This window comes from Glutamicibacter soli (assembly GCF_003309065.1).
GTDB lineage: Bacteria > Actinomycetota > Actinomycetes > Actinomycetales > Micrococcaceae > Glutamicibacter > Glutamicibacter soli.
This window is the reverse complement of record NZ_POAF01000001.1, coordinates 45,831-68,307: the sequence shown is the minus strand read 5'-3', so window position 1 is coordinate 68,307 and position 22,477 is coordinate 45,831. Positions and strand designations below refer to the sequence as shown.

The following is a 22,477-nucleotide window of genomic DNA, read 5'->3' as shown; positions in this document are numbered from 1 at the left end:
AGCCGCCGGGGCGGGCCCGGCGCGAAAAATCTGCGGGTGCGGCGCGCTAGTCCAGCACGTTCGAATAGGCGACGACGCCGCGCTTGATGCTGTCCGCTGCCTGGTAGGCGCCGCGCACCAGCTGAGGAGGCAGGTCGGTGTTCTTGGCGAACTGGTCAAGGGTGTCGATGACCTGCTTGGCCCAGCGCACGAAGTCGCCCGGGGCCAGGTCGGTGCCGCGCAGCGCGCTGTTCAGGCTGGAGCCGCGAGCCCACTTGTACATCGGCCAGATCAGCCCGGACTCCGGCGGGGCGGTGGGCTCCAGGCCCAGTGCCTCCTCGGCGTCCGAGAGCGGGCCCCAGATGTTGATGGTCTGGGTGAAGATGTCGGCGATCTTCTCGGTGGGCATCTTCGGGTCCGGCCTGTCGTAGTCGCGCCGGCCCTGGTAGACCAGGAAGGCGACCACGGCGCACAGCTCCTCGGCTTTCAGCCCGGTCAGCTTGCCGGTTTCCAGCACCTGGCTGGTGAGCAGGTCGCGTTCGCCGTAGATGCGGCGCAGGCGCCGGCCGGCGTCGGTGATGCTGAAGTCCTCCCCGCCGGAGCTCGGGACCAGGTAGCCGAACTGTTCCAGGACCTTGCAGACCTTGTCGAACTGGGTGGCAATCGTATTGGTGCGGCCGCGGATGTTGCGCCGGGCCTTGTCGGTGTCCTTCTTCAGCTTCCAGTAGCGGTCGGCCCAGCGCATGTGGTCCTCGCGCTCGGAGCAGGCGTGGCACGGGTGGTCGCGCAGTTCCAGGCGCAGCTTCTCGATCTCGCGCTCGAAGGAATCCGAGCCGTCGAAGTCGAAGCTCTGCGCGTCCTGGCGCGGCGGGCGGTGATCGTAGATCGCGTTGCGCAGCGAGGAGGCCAGGTCGCGGCGCTCCTTGGGGCTCTTGCCGGTGAATCCCTTGGGGATGCGGATGCGCGAGACGATCTGCAGCGGCCCGTTCAGGTCTTCGGAGGAGAGCCGGCGCAGCTGGCCTTCCTCGGTCAGCACGGTGTGTCTCGGGTTGTACATCGCCTCATCCAGCGCGACGATCACCGCGCGGCCGAAGCGGCGCCCACCGGGCAGGTCCACCACGTCGCCGCGGATCACGGCCTGCAAGGAGCGCTCGGCGGCCGAGCGCCGCTCGTGCCGCCGCGACTTCGCGGCGGTCTTCTCCAGCGCCGCCAGCTCGCGCTGCAGCTTCAGGTATTCGGTGAAGTCACCCAGGTGGCATTCCATGGACTTGGCATAGCCGGCCAGGGACTCTTCCTTGGAGCGCACCTGCCGGGCCATGCCCACCACCGAGCGGTCCGCCTGGTACTGGGCGAAGGAGCTTTCCAGGATCTGGCGGGTCTGCTCGCGGCCGAACTGCGCCAACAGGTTCGTGGACATGTTGTAGGTCGGGCGGAACGAGGAGTTCAGCGGGTAGGTGCGCCGCGAGGCCAGTCCGGCCAGCGCCTCGGGTTCCATGTCGGGGTTCCACAGCACGATGGAATGGCCCTCCACGTCGATGCCGCGCCGTCCGGCGCGCCCGGTGAGCTGGGTGTACTCCCCCGAGGAAATCTGCACGTGGGATTCGCCGTTGAACTTGACCAGCTTTTCCAACACCACCGAGCGGGCCGGCATGTTCACGCCCAGGGCCAGGGTTTCGGTGGCGAACACTACCTTGACCAGGTTGCGGGCGAACAGGTCCTCGACAATTTCCTTGAAGATCGGCAGCAGGCCGGCGTGGTGGGAGGCGAAGCCGCGCACCAGCCCGTCGCGCCAGCTCCAGAATTCGAGCACGTCCAGGTCCTCGTTGGGGATCCGGTAGGCCACCTCGTCAAGCGCCTGCGCGATTTCGGCGGCTTCCTCGTTGGTGGTCAGGCGCAGATCCGCCATGGCGCACTGCTGCACCGCCATGTCGCAGCCCTTGCGGGAGAAGATGAAGAAGATGGCCGGCAGCAGCCCGGCGCGGTCAAGCCTGGCGATGACCGAGGAGCGCGAGACGCGCTGGCTGAGCCCAGGCGCGCGCTGCGGCCCGCGGGCCGGTCCCCGGCCGCGTCCGCGCTGCACACGCCCGCCGGGGCTGTGGCTGCGCACGAGCTTGCGCAGTTCGGGGTTGACGCTGGCCTTGATGTCGCCCTCGGCGACCTTGTCGAACGCGACGTCCTCGGCGAACAGGTCCACCAGGTTCGGGCCGACCATGACGTGCTGGAACAGCGGCACCGGACGCACCTCGGAGACGATGATGTCAGTGTCCCCGCGCACGGTGTCCAGCCAGCCGCCGAATTCCTCGGCATTGGAGACGGTGGCGGACAGCGAGATGATCTGCACGTTGGAGGGAAGGTGGATGATCACTTCTTCCCAGACCGCGCCGCGGAACTTGTCCGCCAGGTAGTGGACCTCGTCCATGATGACGTAGCCCAGCCCGTCCAGGGTCTGCGAGTCCGCGTAGAGCATGTTGCGCAGCACCTCGGTGGTCATCACCACGATCTGCGCCTCGGAGTTGATGGAGGTGTCGCCGGTGAGCAGGCCCACCTTCTCCGGGCCGTAGACCTTGACCAGCTCGGTGAACTTCTGGTTGCTCAGCGCCTTGATGGGCGTGGTGTAGAAGGCCTTGCGGTTCTCGGCCATGGCCTGGAAGATCGCGAACTCCCCCACCACCGTTTTGCCGGCTCCGGTCGGAGCTGCCACCAGGACGCCGTGTCCCTCGGCGACCTTGCGGCAGGCCTCGGCCTGGAACGGATCCAGGTCGAAGGAAAGGGTTGCCCGGAAGTCCGGCAGGCTGGTGCCGAATTCGACCTGGCGCGCCTTGGAATTCGCGTAGCGTTCCGCGGGGGAAGTCACAGGGGCCGTTCACTTTCTGGAAACGGTGTCACCCGCTTCCGAAAACACGAGGTGGTGGTGTGCGCCGCAGCGGAGGCTACAGCTTGGAGTTCGGTTCCTCGATGGTGCTTGGTGCGTCGATGTCCGATACCGCGCCGGAGGCGAGGCGTTCGTTCTCCGCGTCCTGGATCTTCTGCTTCTTGGCGCGCTTCTTGTCATTGATGTAGCAGAACAAGGTGGCTGCGGCGAAGGTGACGAACAATGGCCCGGCCAGCGCGAACATCGTGATCGCGTCGCCGCCCGGGGCCGCCATCGCGGCGACCAGGGCTATCAGGAATACCGTGATGCGCCAGTTCTTCAGGATCACCTTGGAAGACAGCACGCCGACCATGTTCAGGCCCACCATGAGCACCGGCACCAGCATGGCCAGGCCGAAGGCCAGCAGCAGCCGGAAGACGAATGGCAGGTAGCTGTCGACGGTGACCAGGATCTCGGAGTTTACCGGGGTCAGGCCGATGAAGAAGTGCAGCGCGAACGGCAGGATGAAGTACGCCATGGACACGCCGAAGAGGAACAGCGGAACCGCGACGGCCGCGAAGGCCATCGACATGCGGCGTTCTTTCTTCTTCAGCCCCGGGACGATGAACGCCCAGATCTGGTAGATCCAGACCGGCGAGGAGATCACCAGGCCGACGAACAGCGCGACCTTGATCATGATGTCGAACGGTGACATGACTGCCGTGAAGTTGACCGCGCCACCCGCGGCGTTCACCGGGGCGATGATCAACGCCAGCAGCTGGTCATAGAGGAAGAAGCCGGCGATGGTGCCAAGCGCCAGAGCGATCAGCGACTTGAACAGCCGGTTGCGTGCCTCGACGAGATGCTCTTTGAGAGACATCCGCCCTTCGTCGTTTTTGACCCGCTTCTTCTTCGTCCGCGGGGGTTTCTTAGCGTTAGTTCCCACTGAAAAGGTCTACGAGTTGTTCTTTTCGTTGGGATTCGAGTCATTGACGGTTCCGTCAATGGTCTCCGATTTAGGGTCGTCGTCCTTCATCTGGCGGACTTCCGACTTGAAAATGCGCAGCGACTGGCCCATTGAACGCGCCAGTCCTGGAAGCTTCGGCGCGCCGAAAAGCAGCAGCGCCAAAACGATAATGATGACCAAGTGCCATCCCTGCAAGCCACCCATGTGGATTCCCTTCTCTCAAGTTCAAGTCTACGTTAGAACAGGCCCAAGTCCCGCATGTTCTGTGCCTGGCCTCGCTTGGCGCGACGCGCCACGCGGCGCACCCGTCGTGCCTGGATGCGTTCTGCCTTGCCCTTGCGCAAAAGCTTTTTGATTTTCTTCGGGTCAGCGTGGGTTGCCGCGGTGCCGTGCGGGTAGCGGCGGCCCACCGCGGCATACTCCACGACGGTGCCGGGCTTGGCGAATTCGGCGCCCAGCTGCTCGGAGGCCTCCCCCAGCGTGTCGAACACCTTCACGCCCTGGCGGAACAGCCGGAAGCCGGCCAGCACCGCGCAGAGCAGGGTCGCCAGGACGAGTACCGTCCACAGCAAGGTCCAGAACCACCAAGGGAGCATTTATTTATCCTCATACATCCGGATAGCTTCGTCCAACCACTCGCGCACGCGTTCGCGCGTAGCGTCGGGAGAGATCACTGCAATCTTACCGCCGTGGCGGGCCACCAGCGGCGCAGGCACCAGATCGTAGGAGATCCGCACCTTGGCCAGGTAGCCGTTGCCGATTTTCGAGCTCGACCATTCCGAAGGTTGGAAGGACTCCACTGCCGGCAGCTCCTCGTCGTCCACGTAGAGCACCGCCTGCAGGTCCTCGGCCGAGCCGCGGTAGCGCATGTCCAGTTCCTCGTCGTCACGGTGGCGCGGCCCGCGCTCGAAGACCTCTCCGGTGGCCTCGGCATCCAGGATGCGGTCCACGCGGAAGGTCAGCAGATCTTCGCGGGTGCGGCACCAGGCGCGCAGGTACTGGGTCGCGCCGTCCTCCACCAGCCGCACCGGCTCCACCTCGCGGCGCTGGTGCGCCTGCGAGTGGGCGGAGTAGTAGTCGATGGAGAGCACCTGGGAGCCGAGCACCGCATCCACCAGCTGGGCGGGGATGTCGTGCTCGCGCACCTGGGACAGGGCGAAGCCCAGCGAGCCGTTCCAGCCGTCGAAGCGGGCCACCGCAGCGTTGATCTTCTCCAGCGCCGAGGCCAGCACCTCGCGGTGCTCGAACTTGGGGATGCTGGCCAGCGCGTTCAGCCCGCCGAGCACGGCGACGGCTTCCAGCGGGGCGAGCTTCTGCGGCTCGGCCAGCAGCGCGGCGTTGGAGATGGTGACGGTGTCAGCCTCCAGGTCCCCGTCGTTGACGTTGATCAGCTCGTCGTGCTGGCCTCCCGGTACGCCGCACATCATGATCATCGCCAGTTCCTCGCGGACCTTGTCCACCGGCATCTGGTAGCGATCGGCGAGCTCCTTGATCTCGACCACCCCGTGGGAGACCACGTACTGGATCATGTCGATGTTGCGCAGCACCTGGGTGGCGGTGGTTCCGCGCCCGGCGGCGCGCTGCGCCCTGAAGGAGGCATTGTGCATGCGCGGGTCCCCGGCCAGCTGCACCTGGGCGTCGCGGGCGGCGCGCAGCGTGGCGGCGACCTGCTCGGCCAGCGGCGCGGGCTCGAGCACCTTCACCGCGGGGCCGTAGGCGGCCAGCTCGGAGGCGAAGGACTCGGGGTCGGCATAGGCGATGTGCAGCGGGTTCTGGCTGGAGGCGCCGTTCAGGGCTCGCACGCGCAGCGGGGTGGCGGCGTCGTCGCGGATTTCAACGGTGGCCAGGTGCCCGGGATTGCGCAGGTCGAAGTCCAGCAGCACCTGGGACATGCTGAAGTCCGCCGGACGCGGCCGGTAGCCGGCGCTGCTGGTGCCGCCGCGCCGAATGGTGGTCTTGAAGTTGCCCACCACGCGCGAGAGACGGAAGACGCGCTGGGCGTCGCGGGTGTGGTCGAAGCCGGTGAAGTACCAGTTGCCGAAGCGCTGGCCGATCCCCCACATGTCCACCTCGCGCACCGATTCGACGTTGCCGGCGGTGACGTAGTTGAACTTGACGGTTTTGCGGTTGAACACTGCCAGGGCGCATTCGCGGAAGTTCGGCTCGTCCAGCGAGAGCCGGGGCAGCAGCGAGCCTGCGAACGGGGCGACCGGCGCGGGGGCGCTGGAACCGGTGATCCGCGCGGCGGCCTTCAGGCCCAGGGCCTGCAGCTTGGAGTCCTTCCACAGGCTCGCGGCCAGGGAGATCATCGCCGATTCGGCCGGGGTGAAGCTGACCTCGGGAAGGAACCAGTCGCTGGTGTCGATGCTGTAGCGCATCTCGCCGTCGACGTCGTCGGCGATCAGGCGCAGGCCGAAGTCGTTGCGGATCTCTTCGCGCAGCCGTTCCACTGATTTTTCGCGGGCGGAGTCGCTTCCCTCGGGGGTGAGGTATTCCCCGATCATCGCGGTGGTGAATTTCCGCGGAGTGGTGGCCAACGCGTAGATGAGGCTGGTCAGGCGCTCGGCCTTGCTCGGTCCTGAAGATTGCTTTGTGCTCACGAGATAACCCTAGCGATTTTTGGCGTTGACCGCAGACTTTTAAGACGGCTGTGGCCCCGAAGATGTCGGGGCCACAGCTTTTTGCGTCAAGCGGTCTGGCTACTTGGTGCCCATCAGGTCAACCACGAAGATCAGCGCTTCGTTCGGGGCGATGGCGCCCGGGGCGCCGCGTTCGCCGTAGGCCAGGTGCGAAGGGATTTCCAGGCGACGGCGGCCGCCGACCTTCATGCCCAGCAGGCCCTGGTCCCAGCCCTGGATGACCATGCCGACGCCGACCGGGAAGTCGAGGGTCGAGCCGCGGCCCCAGGAGGAGTCGAATTCCTCGCCGGTGGACCAGGCGACGCCCACGTAGTGGGCCTGGACGGTGGTGCCGGGGGTGACCTCGGCGCCGGTGCCCTCGATCAGGTCGGTGATGACCAGCTCGGTGGGTGCATCGGTGCCCGGGAAGTCGATTTCCGGCTTGGTGCGGTCGTAGTTGCGTTCTCCGAACGACATGTTCACGGCCTTTCTATATTCGTTGTCCGGCTGGCTGTTAGCCGGCCGCGGCGGATACCTCGGTCAATTCTACGTAGAACACCAGGGTTCCGGTGGGCGATCCGCCGGTAGAGGAATCACCGTAGGCCAGATCGGCGGGGATGGTCAGCATGACCTTAGAGCCCGCCTTCAGGCCGGTCAGGCCCTGGGTCCAGCCCTTGATGACCTGGTTCAGGCCGAACTGGGTGGCGTCGGCGTCGAAGTTGCCGTCGAACTTCTTGCCGTCGGCGTAGGTGACGCCCAGGTACTTGGCCTTGACCGTGGAGGTCTCGGTGGCTGCTTCGCCCTTGGTGCCCTGCTCCAGCACGTCCACGACCAGGCCCTTGGGCGCCTCGACATCCTTCGGGATGTTAATGGTGGGCTGCTTGTCCTTGAAGCTGACGGTCGGCAGCTTGCCTTCCTTCTTCAGCTTCGCGGTCTCCTCCTCGGAGAGCTTGGAGCTGGCCGGGGTGGTGCCCTCGATGGTCATCACGATGATGCGCTCGGCGCGGCTGCCCGGCTCCGGGGTCTTCTGCGCGCCATTGGCGTCGACGCTCTCGATCGCCGAGTAGGCGACCCAGTCGCCGACGTGGCCGTCGATCAGCACGTTGTAGAGCGAGGGCATGGTCTGCTTGAACTGGTCGTCCAGCACCATCGGGGCGGCCTGGCCAGTGAAGTTCTCGTTGGTCAGCTTGCCGTCGATGGTCTTGTAGAGCCCGGACTTCACCTGGATGGTGTCACCCGGGTTGATCTCGGCGCCCTCGCCCTTGACCACGTTGACCGCCTCGTCCTTCTCGGTCAGGAAGGGGGCGTCGATGCTGACCTCTGGAGCGGTGCTGGCGTCCTTGGCCGGGGTGACCTTGATGTCGGCCAGTTCGCTGCTGCTCGAGGAGCCGCAGGCGGCCAGGGCGAGGATTGAAGCGGTGGCGGCTGCTGCCAAAACTTTGCGCACGAATCTACTTTCGTTCTTCCGGTATTTCAAAAATTGCGTGGCGAACCTGCGTGTCAGCGGAACGCGCTCGCTTGCAAGCCTAGTTCGGCTTGCTGTGAAAAGTCTTTCCACCAGCTCCCTAGACGGGCTGGCTCATGATCTGGATCAGCTCATCGACCTGCGGGTTGCTGGTCGCGAACGGGTCCTTGGCAAGCACGATGCCGCCGGCGCCTTCCTCGTATTTCATGTGCACCCAGTCGGCGCTGTAGCGCCGGCCGGTGGCGCGGGCCGCGCGGATGAACTTGGCGCGCAGCGCTGCGCGGGTGGTGGACGGCGGATTCACCACGGCGTCGCGGATCTGCTCGTCTGACACCACGGAGGTGGCCAGCCCGCGCTTGGCCAGCAGGTGGAACAGCCCGCGGGCGGGGTCGATGTCGTGGTAGGTCAGGTTCAGCTGGGCCAGCCGGTGCGAGGAGAGCTCCAGCGAGTTCTTCTGCGCGTACCCGAGCAGCAGCTTGCGCTTGATGGCCCAGTCGATGTCGCTGTCGATGGCGGAGAAGTCCTGTGACTCGATGGCGGTAAGCACCCGCTCCCAGAGTTCCAGGATTTGCTCGACGCGGTCGTGGTGGGCGCCGTGGCGCTCCACGAATTCCTTGACAGCTTCGAAGAGCACCCACTGGATCTGCAGCGCCGTCGGCTCGTCCCCGCCCATCAGGCGCACCACGGTCTGCCCGGTGAAGTCGTGCGAGACCTGGCGGATGGAGCGGATCGGGTTCTCCAGGCGCAGATCGTGGTAGATCTCCCCGGATTCGATCAGCCGCAGCACCAGGTCGGTGGCGCCGATCTTCAACAGCTGGGTGGTTTCGCTCATCGTGGAGTCGCCCACGATCACGTGCAGCCGGCGGTGGTATTCGGCGTCCGCGTGCGGCTCGTCGCGGGTGTTGATGATCGGGCGCGAACGGGTGGTCGCCGAGGAGACGCCCTCCCACATGTGGTCCGCGCGCTGCGAGAAGACGTACCTGGTCTCGTCGTCCACCTGCACCAGGTTGCCCGCGCCGCACAGCAGCTGGCGGGTGACCAGGAACGGGATGAGCATGTCGGCCAGGCGCCTGAATTCGATCTTGCGCGGGATCAGGTAGTTCTCGTGGCAGCCGTAGGAGTTCCCGGCGGAGTCCACGTTGTTCTTGAACATGAAGATCTTGCCCTCATGCCCCTCTTCGGCCAGGCGGTCCTCGGCCTGGTCCACCAGGTCGAGCATCAGCGCCTCGCCGGCGCGGTCGTGGGCGATCAGCTGCAGCAGCTGGTCGCATTCGGCCGTGGCGTACTCCGGGTGGGATCCCACGTCCAGATAGAGCCGGGAGCCGTTCTCCAGGAAGACGTTCGAGCTGCGGCCCCAGGCCACGATCGGGCGGAACAGGTGCCTGGCGGCGTCCTCCGGGGTCAGCCGGCGTCCGTCGGACGGCACGTAGTTGAGCCCGAATTCGGTTTCCAGCCCGAAGATTCTGCGATCCACTCGAAAGTACTTCCCTTCAGCTGCGGCGCCTGGTCCGGCGCCTATGGATGGTGGCGGCAGCCCGGAAGGCTACTGGCCGCCCTTCTGCACGAAGCCGCGGACGAATTCCTCGGCGTTGGATTCCAGGACCGAGTCGATCTCGTCGAGCAGGTCGTCGACGCCGGCGGACTGGCCGGTGGTGTTGACCTGGATCTGCTCGGCATGCTCCTGGGTCTCGCTCTGCCGGCGGGACGAAAAGCTTTCCTGGGTCATGGCCCTCTCCTTCTGCTTGAAACTACGCTGCCGCGAATTACGCACCGGCAGTGATTCTTATTCTGCTCGCTCTAGGCGCGCGGCGCCAACTTGTTGATGAACTCGTCGATCTCCAGATTCGCCTCGAACAGTCGGCCCACGTCCTTGCGCGAGCCGCCCAGCGGCTCGGAAAGGAACACCCGGTTCACCCGGCGCGCCCCGGGCACCGCGAAGGTCAGCGCGTCCCAGTTGGCCGCGACCACATAGGGGGCGTAGCGCTGCAGGGTCATGCCGCGCAGGTAGGCCCGGGTGTCCTCCGGCGGGGCGGCGACCGCCTGGTTGATCTGCTCCTGGCTGAACAAGCTCTGCATGGCCCCGCGCGCGGCGAGCCGGTAGTACAGGCCCTTGTCCTGGCGCAGGTCCGCCCACTGCAGGTCCATCAGCCCGATCCGCGGGTCATCCAGGCCCAAACCGTGGCGCTGCGCGAAGGAGGTGACCAGCTTGTACTTGGCGATCCAGTCGACCTGGTCCGCGGCCAGCAGCGGATCGCGCTCCAGCAGATCCAGGACGGCCTCCCAGCGCTGCAGGATCTCGGCGGTGTCGGCGTCCTCGATCCCCCGGGAGGCGCAGTACCCCTGGGCCGCCAGCAGGTATTCGCGCTGGATCTGAATGGCGCTCAGGCGCCGCCCGCCGCGCAGCCGCACCGCGGTTGCCAGGCTCGGGTCGTGGCTGATCTGCTGCAGCGCCGCCACCGGGTCCTCAAGCTCCAGCGCGGGCGCGAGGCCCGCCTCGATGAGGCTGAGCACCAGGTTGGTGGTGCCCACGCGCAGCAGCGTGGAGATCTGCCCCAGGTTCGCGTCGCCGATGATCACGTGCAGCCGGCGGTACTTGTCCCAGACCGCGTGCGGCTCGTCGCGGGTGTTGATGATCGGGCGGTTGATGGTGGTTTCCAGCCCCACCTCCGCCTCGAAGAAGTCCGCGCGCTGCGAGATCTGGAATTCGGCGCGCTCGCCCAGCATGCCCCGGCCCACGCGCCCGGCGCCGCAGAAAATCTGCCGGGTGGCGAAAAACGGGGTGAGCCCGGAAACCAGTGCGGAGAACTCCACCGCGCGGGGCACCAGGTAGTTCTCGTGCGCGCCGTAGGAGACCGACTTGTTGTCGGTGTTGTTCTTGTAGAGCAGCAGCTGCCCGCCGCCCAAGCGCTGCGCGGAGTCCGCGGCGCGGCGCATCACCTCGTCGCCGGCCTGGTCCCAGAGCACCGCGGCGCGCGGCGAGGTGGATTCGGGGCTGGAGTACTCCGGGTGCGCATGGTCCACGTACAGGCGCGCGCCGTTGCCCAGCACCATGTTCATCACCACGTCGGTGGTGTCCTTCTCCTGGTACAGGGTGGAGCCGATGCGCGCGTCATTGCCCGACAGCGCGATGGACTCCGCGGTCCAGATGCCCTCCTGCTGATCCGGCTCCACATCGGTGAGCTGGCTGGGATGGGCGTCGGCGCGGTTGATGGCGAAGCCGCGGGCATCCTGCAGCGGGGATTCGTCGGCGTAGTCCCAGCGCGCACCCTGCACCCGCGCATCCCCCTGGGCGACCAGCTGGGCGTAGGAGTCGACGATCTGCGCGGAAAGCACCGTGGCGTTAGCCTTGGGCATGCCGGGGCGGATGATGCCGTATTCGGTCTCCAGCCCGACCAGCCGGCGGGCGCTCACTTGGCGCCCCGCTGGTTCACCAGCGAGCGGATGTTGCTGATCCGCTCCCCCTTGCGCCCGGAGATCCGGGCCCAGTCGTCGGGGTTGGTGGTGTTGGGCATGTCCTCGTGCTCGGCGAACTCCTCGCGCACCGCGCGCAGCAGGTACTCCATCTTCAGCCCGCGCTCGCCGCCGGTGATCAGCGCCTTGATGGCGTGCTTCTTCGCCCGGTCCACCACGTTGTGGATGACCGCTCCGGAGGCGAAGTCCTTGAAGTAGAGGATCTCCGAGGCGCCGGTCACGTAGGTGACCTCCAGGAACTCGTTGATCGGAGCGGTGGAATACATGGCCTCGACGGTGCCGCGGATCATGCGCTCGATGGTGGCCTGCGCGTCGGCGTCGGCGGCCAGCTCCTCGGGGTGGATGGGCAGGTCGGTGGTGAGGTACTTGCCGAAGATCTCCGCGGCGCCCTCGGCGTCCGGGCGGCGGATCTTGATCTTCACGTCCAGCCGCCCGGGGCGCAGGATGGCCGGGTCGATCATGTCCTCGCGGTTCGAGGCGCCGATCACGATCACGTTGTCCAGCCGCTCCACGCCGTCGATCTCCGCCAGCAGCTGCGGCACGATGGTGGTTTCCACGTCCGAGGAGACGCCGGTGCCGCGGGTGCGGAACAGCGATTCCATCTCGTCGAAGAACACCACGACCGGGTCGCCGTGCAGCGCCTTCTCGCGGGCGCGGGCGAAGATCAGCCGGATGTGGCGTTCGGTTTCGCCCACGTACTTGTCCAGCAGCTCCGGGCCCTTGATGTTCAGGAAGTAGCTGCGGGTGGCGCCTTCGCCATTGCGCTCGGCGGCGCGCTGGGCCAGCGAGTGCGCCACGGCCTTGGCGATCAGGGTCTTGCCGCAGCCCGGAGGGCCGTAGAGCAGGATGCCCTTGGGGGCGCTCAGCCCGTGCTCGCGGTAGAGCTCCGGGTGGGAGAAGGGAAGCTCGACCGAATCCTGGATCGCCTCGATCTGCGAGTTCAGCCCGCCGATGTCCGAGTAGGCGATATCGGGGACTTCCTCCAGCACCAGGGACTGCATGTCGGTCAGCTGCACGCGGCTCATGGCCAGCCCGGTGCGCGGGTCGAGGGTGAGCTGGTCGCCCACACGCAGGTGCTGCTCGCGCAGCGGCTGGGCCAGGGTGATCACCCGCTGGTCGTCGGCCCGGGCCATGACCACCGCCTGGTGGTCCTCCAGCAGCTCCTTGATGGTGACCAGCTCGCCGGTCTCCTCGTAGCCCAGCCCGGCGATGACCACCAGCGCCTCGTTGAGCAGCACCTGCTGGCCCACGTGTAGCTTCTCGAAGTCGAGCAGCGGGGAGATAGTCACCCGCATCTTGCGCCCGGAGTACATGACGTCCACGGCCTGGATCGCGGTGGATTCGATGCCCAGCCCCGGTTCGGGGTGGCGGCGCGGGTGCTTGGCGGTGATGGTGCCGTAGCTGAACGGGGCGTCGCCGTCGCGTTCCAGGGCTGCCTTGAGGTTGATGATCTGCTCGCGCGTGGTTTCCAGCAGCGCGACCAGGCGCTGGTTGTTGCCACCGATCCCGGCCAGCTGCTTGTCCAGCGCGCGGTTCTTGTCCCGCAGCACGTTGACCTGGCGTTCGGTCATCTGCAGGCGCTGCGCCAGTTGCTGCGCCTCAAGGCTTTCGCTCACGTTACTTCTCCCTACACTCGTTCGCGCCGCGTGCGGCTAACTCCATCGTACGGACAACGGCCCCGGGTTCAGCGCACCCGGGGCCGTTGATTCACCATCTGAGACGCAACGTCTCAGATGACGGACCGCTCACCGGCTAGTCCTGCTCCTCGGCGGCCGCCGCGGCGTCCTCGGCGTGGGCGGCGCGCACGCGCACCGCCTGGTTCGCATCGCGCGCCGCGCGGCGCAGCTTCTTGTCCGACAGGCCGCGCTCGCCCAGGGCCTGCGCGGTCCACTCCTCCTCGGAGTGGTCGCGGGTCCAGGCGCTCAGGTCCTCGGCCGAGTAGGAGTGCTCCTTGATGCGCTTGGCCTTCGGGATGCCGTTCGCGGCGTCGGCCAGCCGGCGGGTGGTGATCAGGAACGCGGTGTGCGCGACCATGCGGTGGTCCGGGCGCACGGCCAGGCCGTCCACGTGCCAGCCGCGCAGCAGGGTCTCGAAGCACTCGGGCTCGGTGAACTGGCCGGATTCGCGGATGGCCTCCACCACGCGCGACATCTGGGTCACCGAGGAGACGTAGTTGGTCCACACCCCGCCCGGGGCCAGCACGGTGGCCACCGCATCCAGGCACTCCCAGGGGCTGAGCATGTCAAGCACCACGCGGTCGATGCTGCCCGGCTCCTCCAGCTGAACCACGCGGTCCTGGAAGTCGCCGATGGAGATCTGCCAGGCCGGGTGCTCCCCGCCGAAGACGGTGGAGACATTGCCGCGGGCGATGTCCGCGAATTCCTCGCGGCGCTCGAAGGAGTGCAGGTAGCCGCCGTCCCCCACCGCGCGCAGCAGCGAGATGGACAGCGCGCCGGAGCCCACGCCGGCCTCCACCACGCGGGCTCCGGGGTAGATGTCGCCGAACTGCACGATCTGCGCGGCGTCCTTCGGGTAGACCACGGTGGCCCCGCGCGGCATGGAGAGCACGAAGTCCTTGGCCAGCGGGCGCAGCGCCTGGTAGCGGAAGCCGTCCACGTTCTCGATGACCGAGCCCTCGGGCAGCCCGATGATGTCCTCGTGCGGCAGCACGCCCTTGTGGGTGTGGAACTCCCCGCCGGGCTGCAGGGTGATGGTGTTGATGCGGCGCTTTTCATCGGTCAGCTGCACGCGGTCGCCCACGCGGAAAGGGCCGCGGCGGGCGTGCGCGCCGTGCGGGGCGGCGGCTGGCTGGGGCTGCTCGGAACTCTGGCTCACGGTGTTGTCCTTCATTGGTTGGTGCTTGGAAGTTTAATGGGGTTATTTCCTGCGGCCGGTGACCGCGTTGACGATGTCGGTCTGGTGCAGCAGCCCGACCACGACGCCGCGGCTGGAGATCACCGCGTATTCGGCGGTGGGCACGCTGGCCAGGTAGTCGATCAGTTCGCGGCCGTCGGAGTCCTCGGCCACCACGGCGCCTTCGCCCAGCGCCCGGGAGACCGCCAGCGCGGGCGCCTGCGCGGCGTGCGCCGGATCGACCCGGGCCAGCGCCGCCTCGTCGACCACACCCACGGGCATGCCGCGCGGGTCGACCAGGATGACCTGGCCGCCGCGCTTGGCCCGGCGCAGGTGCACGTCGGCCACGGACGCGGCCGAGGCCATGGCGCTGGCCGGCTGCATCAGATCGGAGGCGATCACGGTGGGCAGGTTCAGCATCAGCTTCGAATGCCCGATCAGCGCGGTGGTCGCCTGCCACATGAACACGGCCACCATCAGGCCCACCACTGCGGTGATGATCTGCACCTGCTGGCCGCGCAGAAACGGCCAGGCCACGAAGAAGAAGACCACCGCGACGGCGATCGCCCGGCCCGCCCAGGCCGAGGCGATGGTGCCCTTGTACTGGGATCCGGTGGCCTTCCAGACGATCGACTCGACCAGCCGGCCGCCGTCCAGCGGCAGCCCGGGCAGCGCGTTGAAGGCGCCCAGCAGCAGGTTCGCGTACACGCCGAAGTCGAGCAGCAGCTGCAGGTAGATGTTCAGCTCGACCAGCTGGCCGATCCCCCACCCCAGGCCAGCCAGCGCGAAGTTGGACAGCGGCCCGGCCAGCGCCACCCAGAGCGAGGCCCCGGGGCTGGCCTTGAAGGAGCCGAACTGGGTGTGCCCGCCCATCAGGGTGAGCACGATGTGCGCGTCGGGCCACTTGAAGGCGCGCGCCACCATGGCGTGGGCGACCTCGTGCACCAGCACCGCCAGCGCGATAGCCACCGCGCAGGCGAAACCCAGCAGGTAGGCGCCGGCCGCCGGGATCAGCGCGGTCTGCGAGAGCTGCACGCCCATGGAGACGGTGATCACCGCGGTGATGATGAACCAAGAGGAGGACAGGTAGACCGGCACGCCGCCGATCTTGCCGAGCTTGAGGCCCGGCGCCTTGCGGGTTTCTTCGCTCATGCGTTCACCTGGGCCAGCCAGGAGGCCATGGTCTGCAGATCCAGGCCCGCCAGCGAGTCGATCCGGCGCCACGGCCCGTGCCCGGGGTCGGTGGCGTTGGGGATGAGCACCGCGTGCAGGCCGGCGGCGCTGGCGGCGGTGATGCCGGGGGCCGAGTCCTCGAAGCCGATGCAGCGGGCAGGATCCAGCGGCGCGCCGGCCAGCTCGGAGAGCAGCTGCAGCCCGCGCAGGTAGGGTTCGGGGTGCGGTTTGCCCTGGGCGACTTCCTCGCCGGTCACGCTCGCCTGGAAGATGCCCTCGGGCAGCAGCGGCAGCAGGTCCGCGACGATGCTGCGCTCGGACATGGTCACCAGCGCCTGCGGCACCCCGGCGGCGTGCAGCGCGGTGAGCAGTTCGCGGGCCCCGGGGCGCCACGGCAGCTGCTCGCGGATGCCGGCGGCCACGCGGGCGCTGAGGGTGTCGATGATCTCGCGCACCGGCAGGTCTACCCCGGCGGCCTGCAGCACCCGGGCGGCGTCCGGCAGCGCGCTGCCGACCAGGGCGTGGGCCTGCTCCCCGCCCCAGGTGCCGCCGTGGGCGGCCACCAGTTCCCCTTCGGCGGCGATCCAGTACGGTTCGGTGTCGATCAGGGTGCCGTCCATGTCCCACAGCACGGCGTGCGGGCCTTCGGGCGGCAGATTTGTGTCAAAGGCAAAACTGGTGCTTGGCATGAGTCCATTCTAGATGGAAGAGTGGGGCTAAGCCGTTTCGGCACCCCCGCCGGGAAAGCCCGAAACCTCACAGGAAACCCGCAAAGGAGTCCCGGTTGACCGATCAATACCACGCACCGACGCTCAACGGTTTCATCGCGGGTGGCGATCACGAGCGCCGCCCGGCGGTGCTGGTCGCCGCCTTCGAAGGCTGGAACGACGCAGGCTCGGCCGCCAGCGATGCGGTGCGCAGCATCCTTGACACCAGCGCCGCGGAGCATGTGGCAACCATCGGCCTGGACGACTACTACGACTACCAGTTCACCCGGCCCACCTCGAAGCTGACCGAGCGCGGCCGCGAGGTGCAGTGGCCGCAGACGGACATCTACCGCATCGCGCAGCCGGGGGCCGACGCGGACCTGCTGGTGGTGCTCGGGGTGGAACCGACCTTCCGCTGGCAGGGATTCTGCGCCCGGATCCTGGAGCACGCCGCCGCGCAGAACGTGCGCGCGGCGCTGACCCTGGGCGCGCTGCTGGCCGACGTGCCGCACACCCGCCCGGTGCCGACCTCCATGGCCAGCGACGATCCCGGGCTGCAGGAGCATTTCAACATCACCGCCTCCAGCTACGCCGGGCCCACCGGCATCCCCTCGGTGCTGGGCATCGAGCTGCAGCGCAGCGGGATCCCGACGATGTCGCTGTGGGCGCAGCTGTCCCACTACGTGGCGCAGGCACCCAGCCCGCGGGTGCAGCTGGCGCTGGTGGAGCTGCTCGAAGAGCTGCTGCCGGTATCGATCCCGGCCCAGCAGCTGCGCGAGGACGCCGTGGCCTGGAAGCTCGGGGTGGACGAGCTTGCCGCTTCGGACCCGGAGGTCTCCAAGTACGTGCAGCAGCTGGAGGCGGCCACCGACGCCAGCGAGCTGCCCGAGGCCAGCGGGGAGACCATCGCCCGCGAGTTCGAACGCTACCTGCGCCGCCGCGGCCGCTACCGCACCGACGGCTCGGGGCCCGACTTCGAGATCTAGGATCCCGGAGCCGGGCCCCGTGGCGGTGCGCTTTGGCTACTTGAGCTTCAGGCCCAGCAGCGCGTCCAGCCCGTCCACCAGCAGCGCTTCGCCTTCGCCGTCGCCTTCCGGCGCAGTGGCGGCCCACTGGTCGATGGCCTGAAGCGCGGCCGGCGCGTTCAGGTCCTCGGCCATGCGCGCGCGGATGCGGGTCAGCAGGGCGGTGGCTTCGGCCAACCCGGTGCCGGCCAGACGCTCACGCCAGGCGGAGATGCGCTCCGTGGCCTGCGCCAGGAGCTCGTCGGTCCAGAACCAGTCCGAGCGGTAGTGCTGGGAGAGCAGCACGGCGCGGATGGCCACCGGCTCCACGCCTGCGGCGCGCAGCTTGGAGACCAGCACCAGGTTGCCCAGCGACTTGCTCATCTTCTCGCCATCCAGGCCCACCATGCCGGTGTGCAGGTAGGCCTGGGCCAGCGCCTTGCCGTCGACGGCTGCGGCGTGCCCTGCGGAGAATTCGTGGTGCGGGAAGATCAAGTCCGAGCCGCCGCCCTGCACCGTGAACGGCGCGGGCAGCGTGCGGCGGGCGATCACGGAGCATTCGATATGCCAGCCCGGCCGGCCTGCGCCCAGCCTGCCGCCCTCCCACGACGGCTCGCCTTCGCGGGCCGCGCGCCACAGCAGCGGATCCAGCGCGTCGCGCTTGCCGGCGCGGTCTGGATCGCCGCCGCGTTCGGCGAAGAAGCCCAGCATGGTTTCGCGGTCGTAGCCCGAGACGGTGCCCAGCTTCCAGGCGTCGTTCTGCGCGGCGATGGAGTCGAAGTACACGTCTCCCTCGACGCCGTCGGCCCCGGCCGGCACGGTGTAGGCCAGTCCGGCGTCCAGCAGCTGCTCGACCACCGGCACCAGCCAGTCGATGGATTCCACGGCGCCCACGTAGTGGTGCGGCGGGATCACGTTCAGCGCTTCCATGTCCCTGCGGAACAGCTCGATCTGCGAGGCCGCCAGCTCGCGCCAGTCCACCCCGGTGGCCTCGGCGCGCTCGAGCAGCGGGTCGTCCACGTCGGTGATGTTCTGCGTGTAGGTCACGGTCCGGCCGTTATCCAGCCAGGTGCGGTGCAGCAGGTCGAAGGTGACATAGGTTGCCGCATGCCCCATGTGGGTGGCGTCGTAGGGGGTGATGCCGCAGACATACAGGCTGGCCGGCTCGTTGGCCTTGGCCGCCTCGGCGGTGGCCCGGAGGGTACCGGATGAGGTGTCGAAGACCTCCAGGATCGGGGCGGAGCCCACGATGTGCGGTACTTCCGGGGATTTCCACGCGTGCACTGTTGTACGTCCTTTCGCAGATGCGACGATTGAGTTCTTTAAGTCCAAGTCAAGCAGAGTTGGGTTTATTCCCGTTAACTGCGAAGTGTCCGTGAATCGCTTCACGGACACCTGCGGCTGGCGGATTCTAGGCGTTGATCAGGCCCATTCCCAGCACGACGTACAAGCCCAGGCCCAGCAGGATGCGGTACCAGACGAAGACGCGGTAGGAGTGGTGCGAGACGAACTTCAGGAACCAGCCCACGATCAGGAAGCCGACCACGAAGGCCACCAAGGTGGCCAGGCCGGTCTGCGCCAGGGTGTAGACGCCGGGCTCGTCGAAGGACTTGGCCAGCTTGTACAGGCCCGAGGCGAACACCGCGGGGATGGCCAGCAGGAACGAATAGCGCGCCGCGGCCTCGCGGGTGTAGCCCATCAGCAGGCCGGCGGTGATGGTGCCGCCCGAGCGGGAGACGCCGGGGATCAGGGCCAGCGCCTGCGCTAAGCCGAACAGGATGCCGTGCTTCGGGGTCAGCGTGTCAAGGGTTCGCGTCTGGCGGCCGTAGTGATCGGCGATGGCCAGGATCAGGCCGAAGACCACCAGCGTGGTCGCAACGATCCACAGCGAACGGAAGTTGGTGTCGATGTAGTCTTCCAGCAGCAGGCCGAGCACCGCGATCGGGATCGAGCCGACGATGATCAGCCAGCCCATCTTCGCGTCGGGATCCGAGTGCGGGACCTTGCCGACCAGCGCCTTGCCCCAGGCGCCGATGATGCGCACGATGTCCCGCCAGAAGAAAACCACCACGGCGGTCTCCGTGCCCAGCTGGGTGATCGCGGTAAAGGCGGCGCCGGGATCCTGGGCGTTGGGAAGGATTTCGCCGACGATGCGCAGGTGGGCTGAGGACGAGATCGGGAGGAACTCTGTCAGGCCCTGGATGAGTCCAAGGAAAGCTGCTTCAAACCAATTCACCCCTCGACATTACTTCACCTGCCCGGCGCGCAGCGCACTGGAAACACCTGAGCGGGAAAAATTCATACCGTGGTCGTGCTCACTGGTCATCCGAAGGTATCGTGAACGGCAGAAGTTCGGAATACTGTTCGTATAGCGCATCTTCGTAGTCTTCGAAAGCATCGGCGAGCGACCCGAAAGCCGTATCAATGGCGGCATCGGCCGATCCCCTGCTTTGGGAAACCACAGCCAGGTGTTGCTCCAAATGCGCGATGAGCGCCTGCAGTGCGTAGCTCGGATCAGTACTCATGGCATCACGCTACAACGCAATCATTTATTCCGATAGGGGGTTCGATGCTTCAGGAAGTCATTAAGGCGCCGCTGCACCAGGAAAACGATTCTCGCTACGAATACATGGTGATCACCGCTTTTCCCGGCGAGTCCAAGCACGTCGCGCGCGCTGCGCTGCGCGAGCATGCTGACAACGGCAAGTGGGAACTGATGCGCACCTGCCGCTACGAGGGCGGCGCCTACAAGTACTGGCTGCGCCGCCGGGTCATGCGGATCCAGAGCACCCTGCCCCCGCTCCCCTAGCCGCATCAGCGCCGTTTTGCCGACTGCCGCGCGTCATGACTCCAGCGGCCCGACCAGCCAGCTGGCCACGGTATTGGCCGCGGATGCCGCATTCGACGGGTGGTACCAGCTGGCCTGCACGTCGCGGTACAGCCGCTCGAATTCGCTGCCCCGGAAGTACGCGCCGCCGCCGAGCAATTGCCCGGCGTCCTGGACGTTTTCCCGGGCAGTCTGCCCAGCCAGGGTGCGCAGCGTGACCAGCTTGGGGAACCAAGCCGCACCGTGGTCGACACCGGATTCCAGGTCTCCGGCCACGGAACGCTGCAACGCATCCAGGGCCAGCGACCGCATCGCGGCGTCGGCCAGGATCCCCCTTGCCCGCACGTCCTGCGAATACTTCACACCCTCATGGTGCACCCGTTTGCCCAGGGAGTCCGCGGCAAGCTCCACCGCGCGCTCGGCGATGCCGACATACACGCTGGCGGTCAGGGTCAGGAAGGATGCGAAGATGCCGAAAACCAGCAGATCCGGGTTCGGGCCCACCGGCAGCCGGGAATGCACCCAGGCTTCCGGCGCAGTGGCTGACTCCAGCTTGGTGGTGTGCGACTGGCTCGCGCGCATGCCCAAGGTGTCCCAGTCCCCGAGCGAACGCACGCCGGCGCCGCGCTCCACGAAAGCGTGGACCAGCTCGCCGGAGACGGTGTCCTTGCCGAAGACGCCCAGGCGCGTGAACGCCGGCGACAGCGAGGTGAAGATCTTGGTTCCAGTGAATGACACCGAACCATCGGAATGGGTCACCGCGCTGGTCTTGGAGTCGAAGAGCACCGCATCGTTGCCCGGCTCGGAAATGCCGAACGCCATGACCTCGCCCTTGGCCACCCAGTCGATCACCATGTCCAGCCGGCGGTCGCCGCGGGCGGCCAGCAGATGGGCGACCCCGGCCCACACCTGATGCATGTTCACCGCCAGCGCAGTGGCTGGCGCGGCCGAGGCCAGTCGGCGCTGCGCCAGGGCCAGCTGCTGGAAATCCCAGCCGAGCCCGCCATGTTCGACCGGAACCAGCGCCCGCAGGTATCCTGCCGCGGCCAGTTCTTGGAAGTCCTCCTCTGCGAAGCGGTTTTCGGTGTCGTATCCGGCCGCACGCTGGCGGAAACGCTCAAGCAGCTCGTCGCTGAGCACGGTTTCAATAGACAAGGTATTCCTCCTGTGAATCCGGTGGTCTGGAAATCTGGGTGTCAGTAGCTGCGCAGCAGGCTTTCAAGCACACGCACGCCGAACTTGACCGAGTCGACCGGAACCCGTTCGTCGACCCCGTGGAACATGCCGGTGAAATCGAGTTCGGCCGGAAGCTGCAGCGGCGCGAACCCGTAGCCGGTGATCCCCAGCTTTGCCAGCCATTTGTTGTCCGTTCCGCCGGAAAGCATGTACGGCAGCACCACCGCGTCCGGGTCCTCCGCCAGCAGCGATTCGACCATGGAGTCCACCAGCGAACCGGCGAAGGGGACCTCCAGCGAATCCTGCTCGTGCACCATGGACAGCTCGACGTGCTCCCCGGCGAGCTCCTTGATTTTCGCGACCGCCTGCTCGTGCTCGTCGGGCAGGGTACGGCAGTCCACCAGCGCTTCGGCGTGCCCCGGGATCACATTGTGCTTGTAGCCGGCCTCCAGCGCCGAGGGGTTGGCGGTGTTCTGCAGCGTCGCGCCGACGAACCGGGAGACGTTGCCCATCGCTTCGAGCAGCGGGGCCGGGTCCTCCTCGGTGAATTCCAGGCCCGCGAGCTCGGCGACGTTTTCCATCAGCGCCCGGGTGGTTTTCGTATAGGACAGCGGCCACTGGTGGCCTCCGATGCGCGAAACCGCGTCGGCCAGGCGCGTCACCGGGTTCTCGGTATTGATCTGCGAACCGTGACCCGCGGTGCCGTGCGCGGTGAGCTTCAGCCAGGCGATGCCTTTCTCGGCGGTCTGCAGCATGTAGGCGCGGCGGCCATTGATCTCCACGGAGAAGCCGCCGACCTCGCTGATGGCTTCGGTGGCGCCGTCGAAGAGCTCCGGGTGGTTCTGGACCATCCATCCGGCCCCGTAGTCGCCGCCGGCTTCCTCATCGGCGAAAAACGCGATGACCAGGTCCCGCTGCGGGACGATCCGCTCCCGGCACAGGTGGCGGACGGCGGCGATGATCATGGCGTCCATGTTCTTCATGTCCACCGCCCCGCGGCCCCAGATCATGCCGTCGATGAGCTCGGCGCCGAACGGGTCCACGCTCCAGTCCTCGGCGATCGCGGGGACCACATCCAGGTGCCCGTGCACAACCAGCGCCGGAAGCGAGGAATCCGAGCCCTTGAGGCGCACCACCACATTCGCGCGTCCAGGCGCGGATTCATAAAGTTCCGGCCGCAGCCCGACCTCTTCGAGCAGCGAGACGACGTAGCGCGCCGCCTCCAGTTCGCCGGCCCCCTTGTTGCCGCCGTAGTTCGTGGTGTCGATCTGGATCAGTCGGCGGCAGAAGTCGACCGCTTCGTTCTCCATGAGTTCTACAGCTGCAGGCTTCGGCATGGAAGGCCTTCCTCTCGCGAACGGGTGCTTGTGGATTCAACACTAGTGC

The 22,477-nt window shown here is 67.2% G+C and carries 21 protein-coding genes; 2 read left to right on the top strand and 19 right to left on the bottom strand.

What is annotated here, in order from left to right; translation table 11 throughout:
• Positions 1 to 46: 46 nt before the first annotated feature.
• The 14 genes from C1H84_RS00330 to C1H84_RS00265 form a co-directional block, all read right to left on the bottom strand.
• Positions 47 to 2,833 carry a DEAD/DEAH box helicase gene (locus C1H84_RS00330; RefSeq protein ID WP_113606242.1) on the bottom strand — a complete coding sequence of 929 codons (2,787 nt, stop codon included), beginning with the start codon at positions 2,831 to 2,833 and terminating at the stop codon, positions 47 to 49.
• A gap of 76 nt (positions 2,834 to 2,909) precedes the next feature.
• Positions 2,910 to 3,710 carry a twin-arginine translocase subunit TatC gene (gene tatC, locus C1H84_RS00325; RefSeq protein ID WP_113606241.1) on the bottom strand — a complete coding sequence of 267 codons (801 nt, stop codon included), beginning with the start codon at positions 3,708 to 3,710 and terminating at the stop codon, positions 2,910 to 2,912.
• A 75-nt stretch (positions 3,711 to 3,785) separates the two neighbouring features.
• Complete coding sequence (tatA, locus tag C1H84_RS00320) at positions 3,786 to 4,001, bottom strand: Sec-independent protein translocase subunit TatA (RefSeq protein WP_047119106.1); 216 nt, start codon at positions 3,999 to 4,001, stop codon at positions 3,786 to 3,788.
• A 32-nt stretch (positions 4,002 to 4,033) separates the two neighbouring features.
• Positions 4,034 to 4,393: a hypothetical protein gene (locus C1H84_RS00315; RefSeq protein WP_113606240.1), complete on the bottom strand. Its 360-nt coding sequence runs from the start codon at positions 4,391 to 4,393 to the stop codon at positions 4,034 to 4,036.
• Positions 4,394 to 6,397 (bottom strand): helix-turn-helix transcriptional regulator, encoded by a 2,004-nt coding sequence (locus C1H84_RS00310; protein ID WP_047119104.1) that lies wholly within the window; start codon positions 6,395 to 6,397, stop codon positions 4,394 to 4,396.
• Between the two features lie 99 nt (positions 6,398 to 6,496).
• Positions 6,497 to 6,892 carry an FKBP-type peptidyl-prolyl cis-trans isomerase gene (locus C1H84_RS00305; protein WP_053799402.1) on the bottom strand — a complete coding sequence of 132 codons (396 nt, stop codon included), beginning with the start codon at positions 6,890 to 6,892 and terminating at the stop codon, positions 6,497 to 6,499.
• Between the two features lie 37 nt (positions 6,893 to 6,929).
• The gene (locus tag C1H84_RS00300; RefSeq protein ID WP_120989439.1) at positions 6,930 to 7,862 is read right to left on the bottom strand and encodes an FKBP-type peptidyl-prolyl cis-trans isomerase; all 933 of its coding nucleotides are present in this window, start codon (positions 7,860 to 7,862) and stop codon (positions 6,930 to 6,932) included.
• Between the two features lie 118 nt (positions 7,863 to 7,980).
• Positions 7,981 to 9,354, bottom strand: a complete 1,374-nt coding sequence (pafA, locus tag C1H84_RS00295; RefSeq protein ID WP_113606239.1) for a Pup--protein ligase — start codon at positions 9,352 to 9,354, stop codon at positions 7,981 to 7,983.
• 69 nt (positions 9,355 to 9,423) lie between these two features.
• Positions 9,424 to 9,606: a ubiquitin-like protein Pup gene (locus C1H84_RS00290; protein WP_047119102.1), complete on the bottom strand. Its 183-nt coding sequence runs from the start codon at positions 9,604 to 9,606 to the stop codon at positions 9,424 to 9,426.
• A 71-nt stretch (positions 9,607 to 9,677) separates the two neighbouring features.
• The gene (gene dop, locus C1H84_RS00285; RefSeq protein WP_113606238.1) at positions 9,678 to 11,291 is read right to left on the bottom strand and encodes a depupylase/deamidase Dop; all 1,614 of its coding nucleotides are present in this window, start codon (positions 11,289 to 11,291) and stop codon (positions 9,678 to 9,680) included.
• Complete coding sequence (arc, locus tag C1H84_RS00280) at positions 11,288 to 12,922, bottom strand: proteasome ATPase (protein WP_113606540.1); 1,635 nt, start codon at positions 12,920 to 12,922, stop codon at positions 11,288 to 11,290. Before arc ends, dop begins: the two co-directional genes overlap by 4 nt.
• A 181-nt stretch (positions 12,923 to 13,103) precedes the next feature.
• A complete protein-coding gene (locus C1H84_RS00275; protein ID WP_113606237.1) occupies positions 13,104 to 14,201 on the bottom strand; it encodes a tRNA (adenine-N1)-methyltransferase in 1,098 nt (365 codons plus the stop codon).
• A 27-nt stretch (positions 14,202 to 14,228) separates the two neighbouring features.
• Positions 14,229 to 15,356 carry a site-2 protease family protein gene (locus C1H84_RS00270; RefSeq protein WP_113606236.1) on the bottom strand — a complete coding sequence of 376 codons (1,128 nt, stop codon included), beginning with the start codon at positions 15,354 to 15,356 and terminating at the stop codon, positions 14,229 to 14,231.
• Entirely contained in the window at positions 15,353 to 16,066 is a 714-nt protein-coding gene (locus C1H84_RS00265; RefSeq protein ID WP_047119098.1) for an HAD family hydrolase, read from the bottom strand. The genes C1H84_RS00270 and C1H84_RS00265 overlap by 4 nt, the downstream gene beginning before the upstream one ends.
• A 95-nt stretch (positions 16,067 to 16,161) precedes the next feature.
• On the opposite strand from C1H84_RS00265, the gene C1H84_RS00260 reads away from it, so the two are divergent.
• Positions 16,162 to 17,070, top strand: a complete 909-nt coding sequence (locus C1H84_RS00260) for a proteasome assembly chaperone family protein (protein WP_047119097.1) — start codon at positions 16,162 to 16,164, stop codon at positions 17,068 to 17,070.
• A 36-nt stretch (positions 17,071 to 17,106) separates the two neighbouring features.
• On the opposite strand, the gene mshC is transcribed toward C1H84_RS00260, so the two are convergent.
• From mshC to C1H84_RS00245, 3 genes are all read right to left on the bottom strand, one after another.
• A complete protein-coding gene (gene mshC / locus C1H84_RS00255; protein ID WP_053798062.1) occupies positions 17,107 to 18,372 on the bottom strand; it encodes a cysteine--1-D-myo-inosityl 2-amino-2-deoxy-alpha-D-glucopyranoside ligase in 1,266 nt (421 codons plus the stop codon).
• Between the two features lie 127 nt (positions 18,373 to 18,499).
• Positions 18,500 to 19,324: an undecaprenyl-diphosphate phosphatase gene (locus C1H84_RS00250; protein ID WP_113606235.1), complete on the bottom strand. Its 825-nt coding sequence runs from the start codon at positions 19,322 to 19,324 to the stop codon at positions 18,500 to 18,502.
• 79 nt (positions 19,325 to 19,403) lie between these two features.
• Complete coding sequence (locus C1H84_RS00245) at positions 19,404 to 19,613, bottom strand: hypothetical protein (RefSeq protein ID WP_047119094.1); 210 nt, start codon at positions 19,611 to 19,613, stop codon at positions 19,404 to 19,406.
• A gap of 44 nt (positions 19,614 to 19,657) precedes the next feature.
• Between C1H84_RS00245 and C1H84_RS00240 the strand changes: the two genes are divergently transcribed.
• Entirely contained in the window at positions 19,658 to 19,897 is a 240-nt protein-coding gene (locus C1H84_RS00240; RefSeq protein ID WP_047119093.1) for a DUF5703 family protein, read from the top strand.
• 33 nt (positions 19,898 to 19,930) lie between these two features.
• Here the strand turns inward: C1H84_RS00240 and C1H84_RS00235 are convergent, their stop codons facing one another.
• Together C1H84_RS00235 and C1H84_RS00230 are read right to left on the bottom strand one after the other, a co-directional pair.
• On the bottom strand, positions 19,931 to 21,070 hold the full coding sequence (locus tag C1H84_RS00235) for an acyl-CoA dehydrogenase family protein (protein ID WP_113606234.1): 1,140 nt from the start codon (positions 21,068 to 21,070) through the stop codon (positions 19,931 to 19,933).
• 41 nt (positions 21,071 to 21,111) lie between these two features.
• Entirely contained in the window at positions 21,112 to 22,428 is a 1,317-nt protein-coding gene (locus tag C1H84_RS00230) for a M20/M25/M40 family metallo-hydrolase (protein ID WP_113606233.1), read from the bottom strand.
• Positions 22,429 to 22,477: the final 49 nt, after the last annotated feature.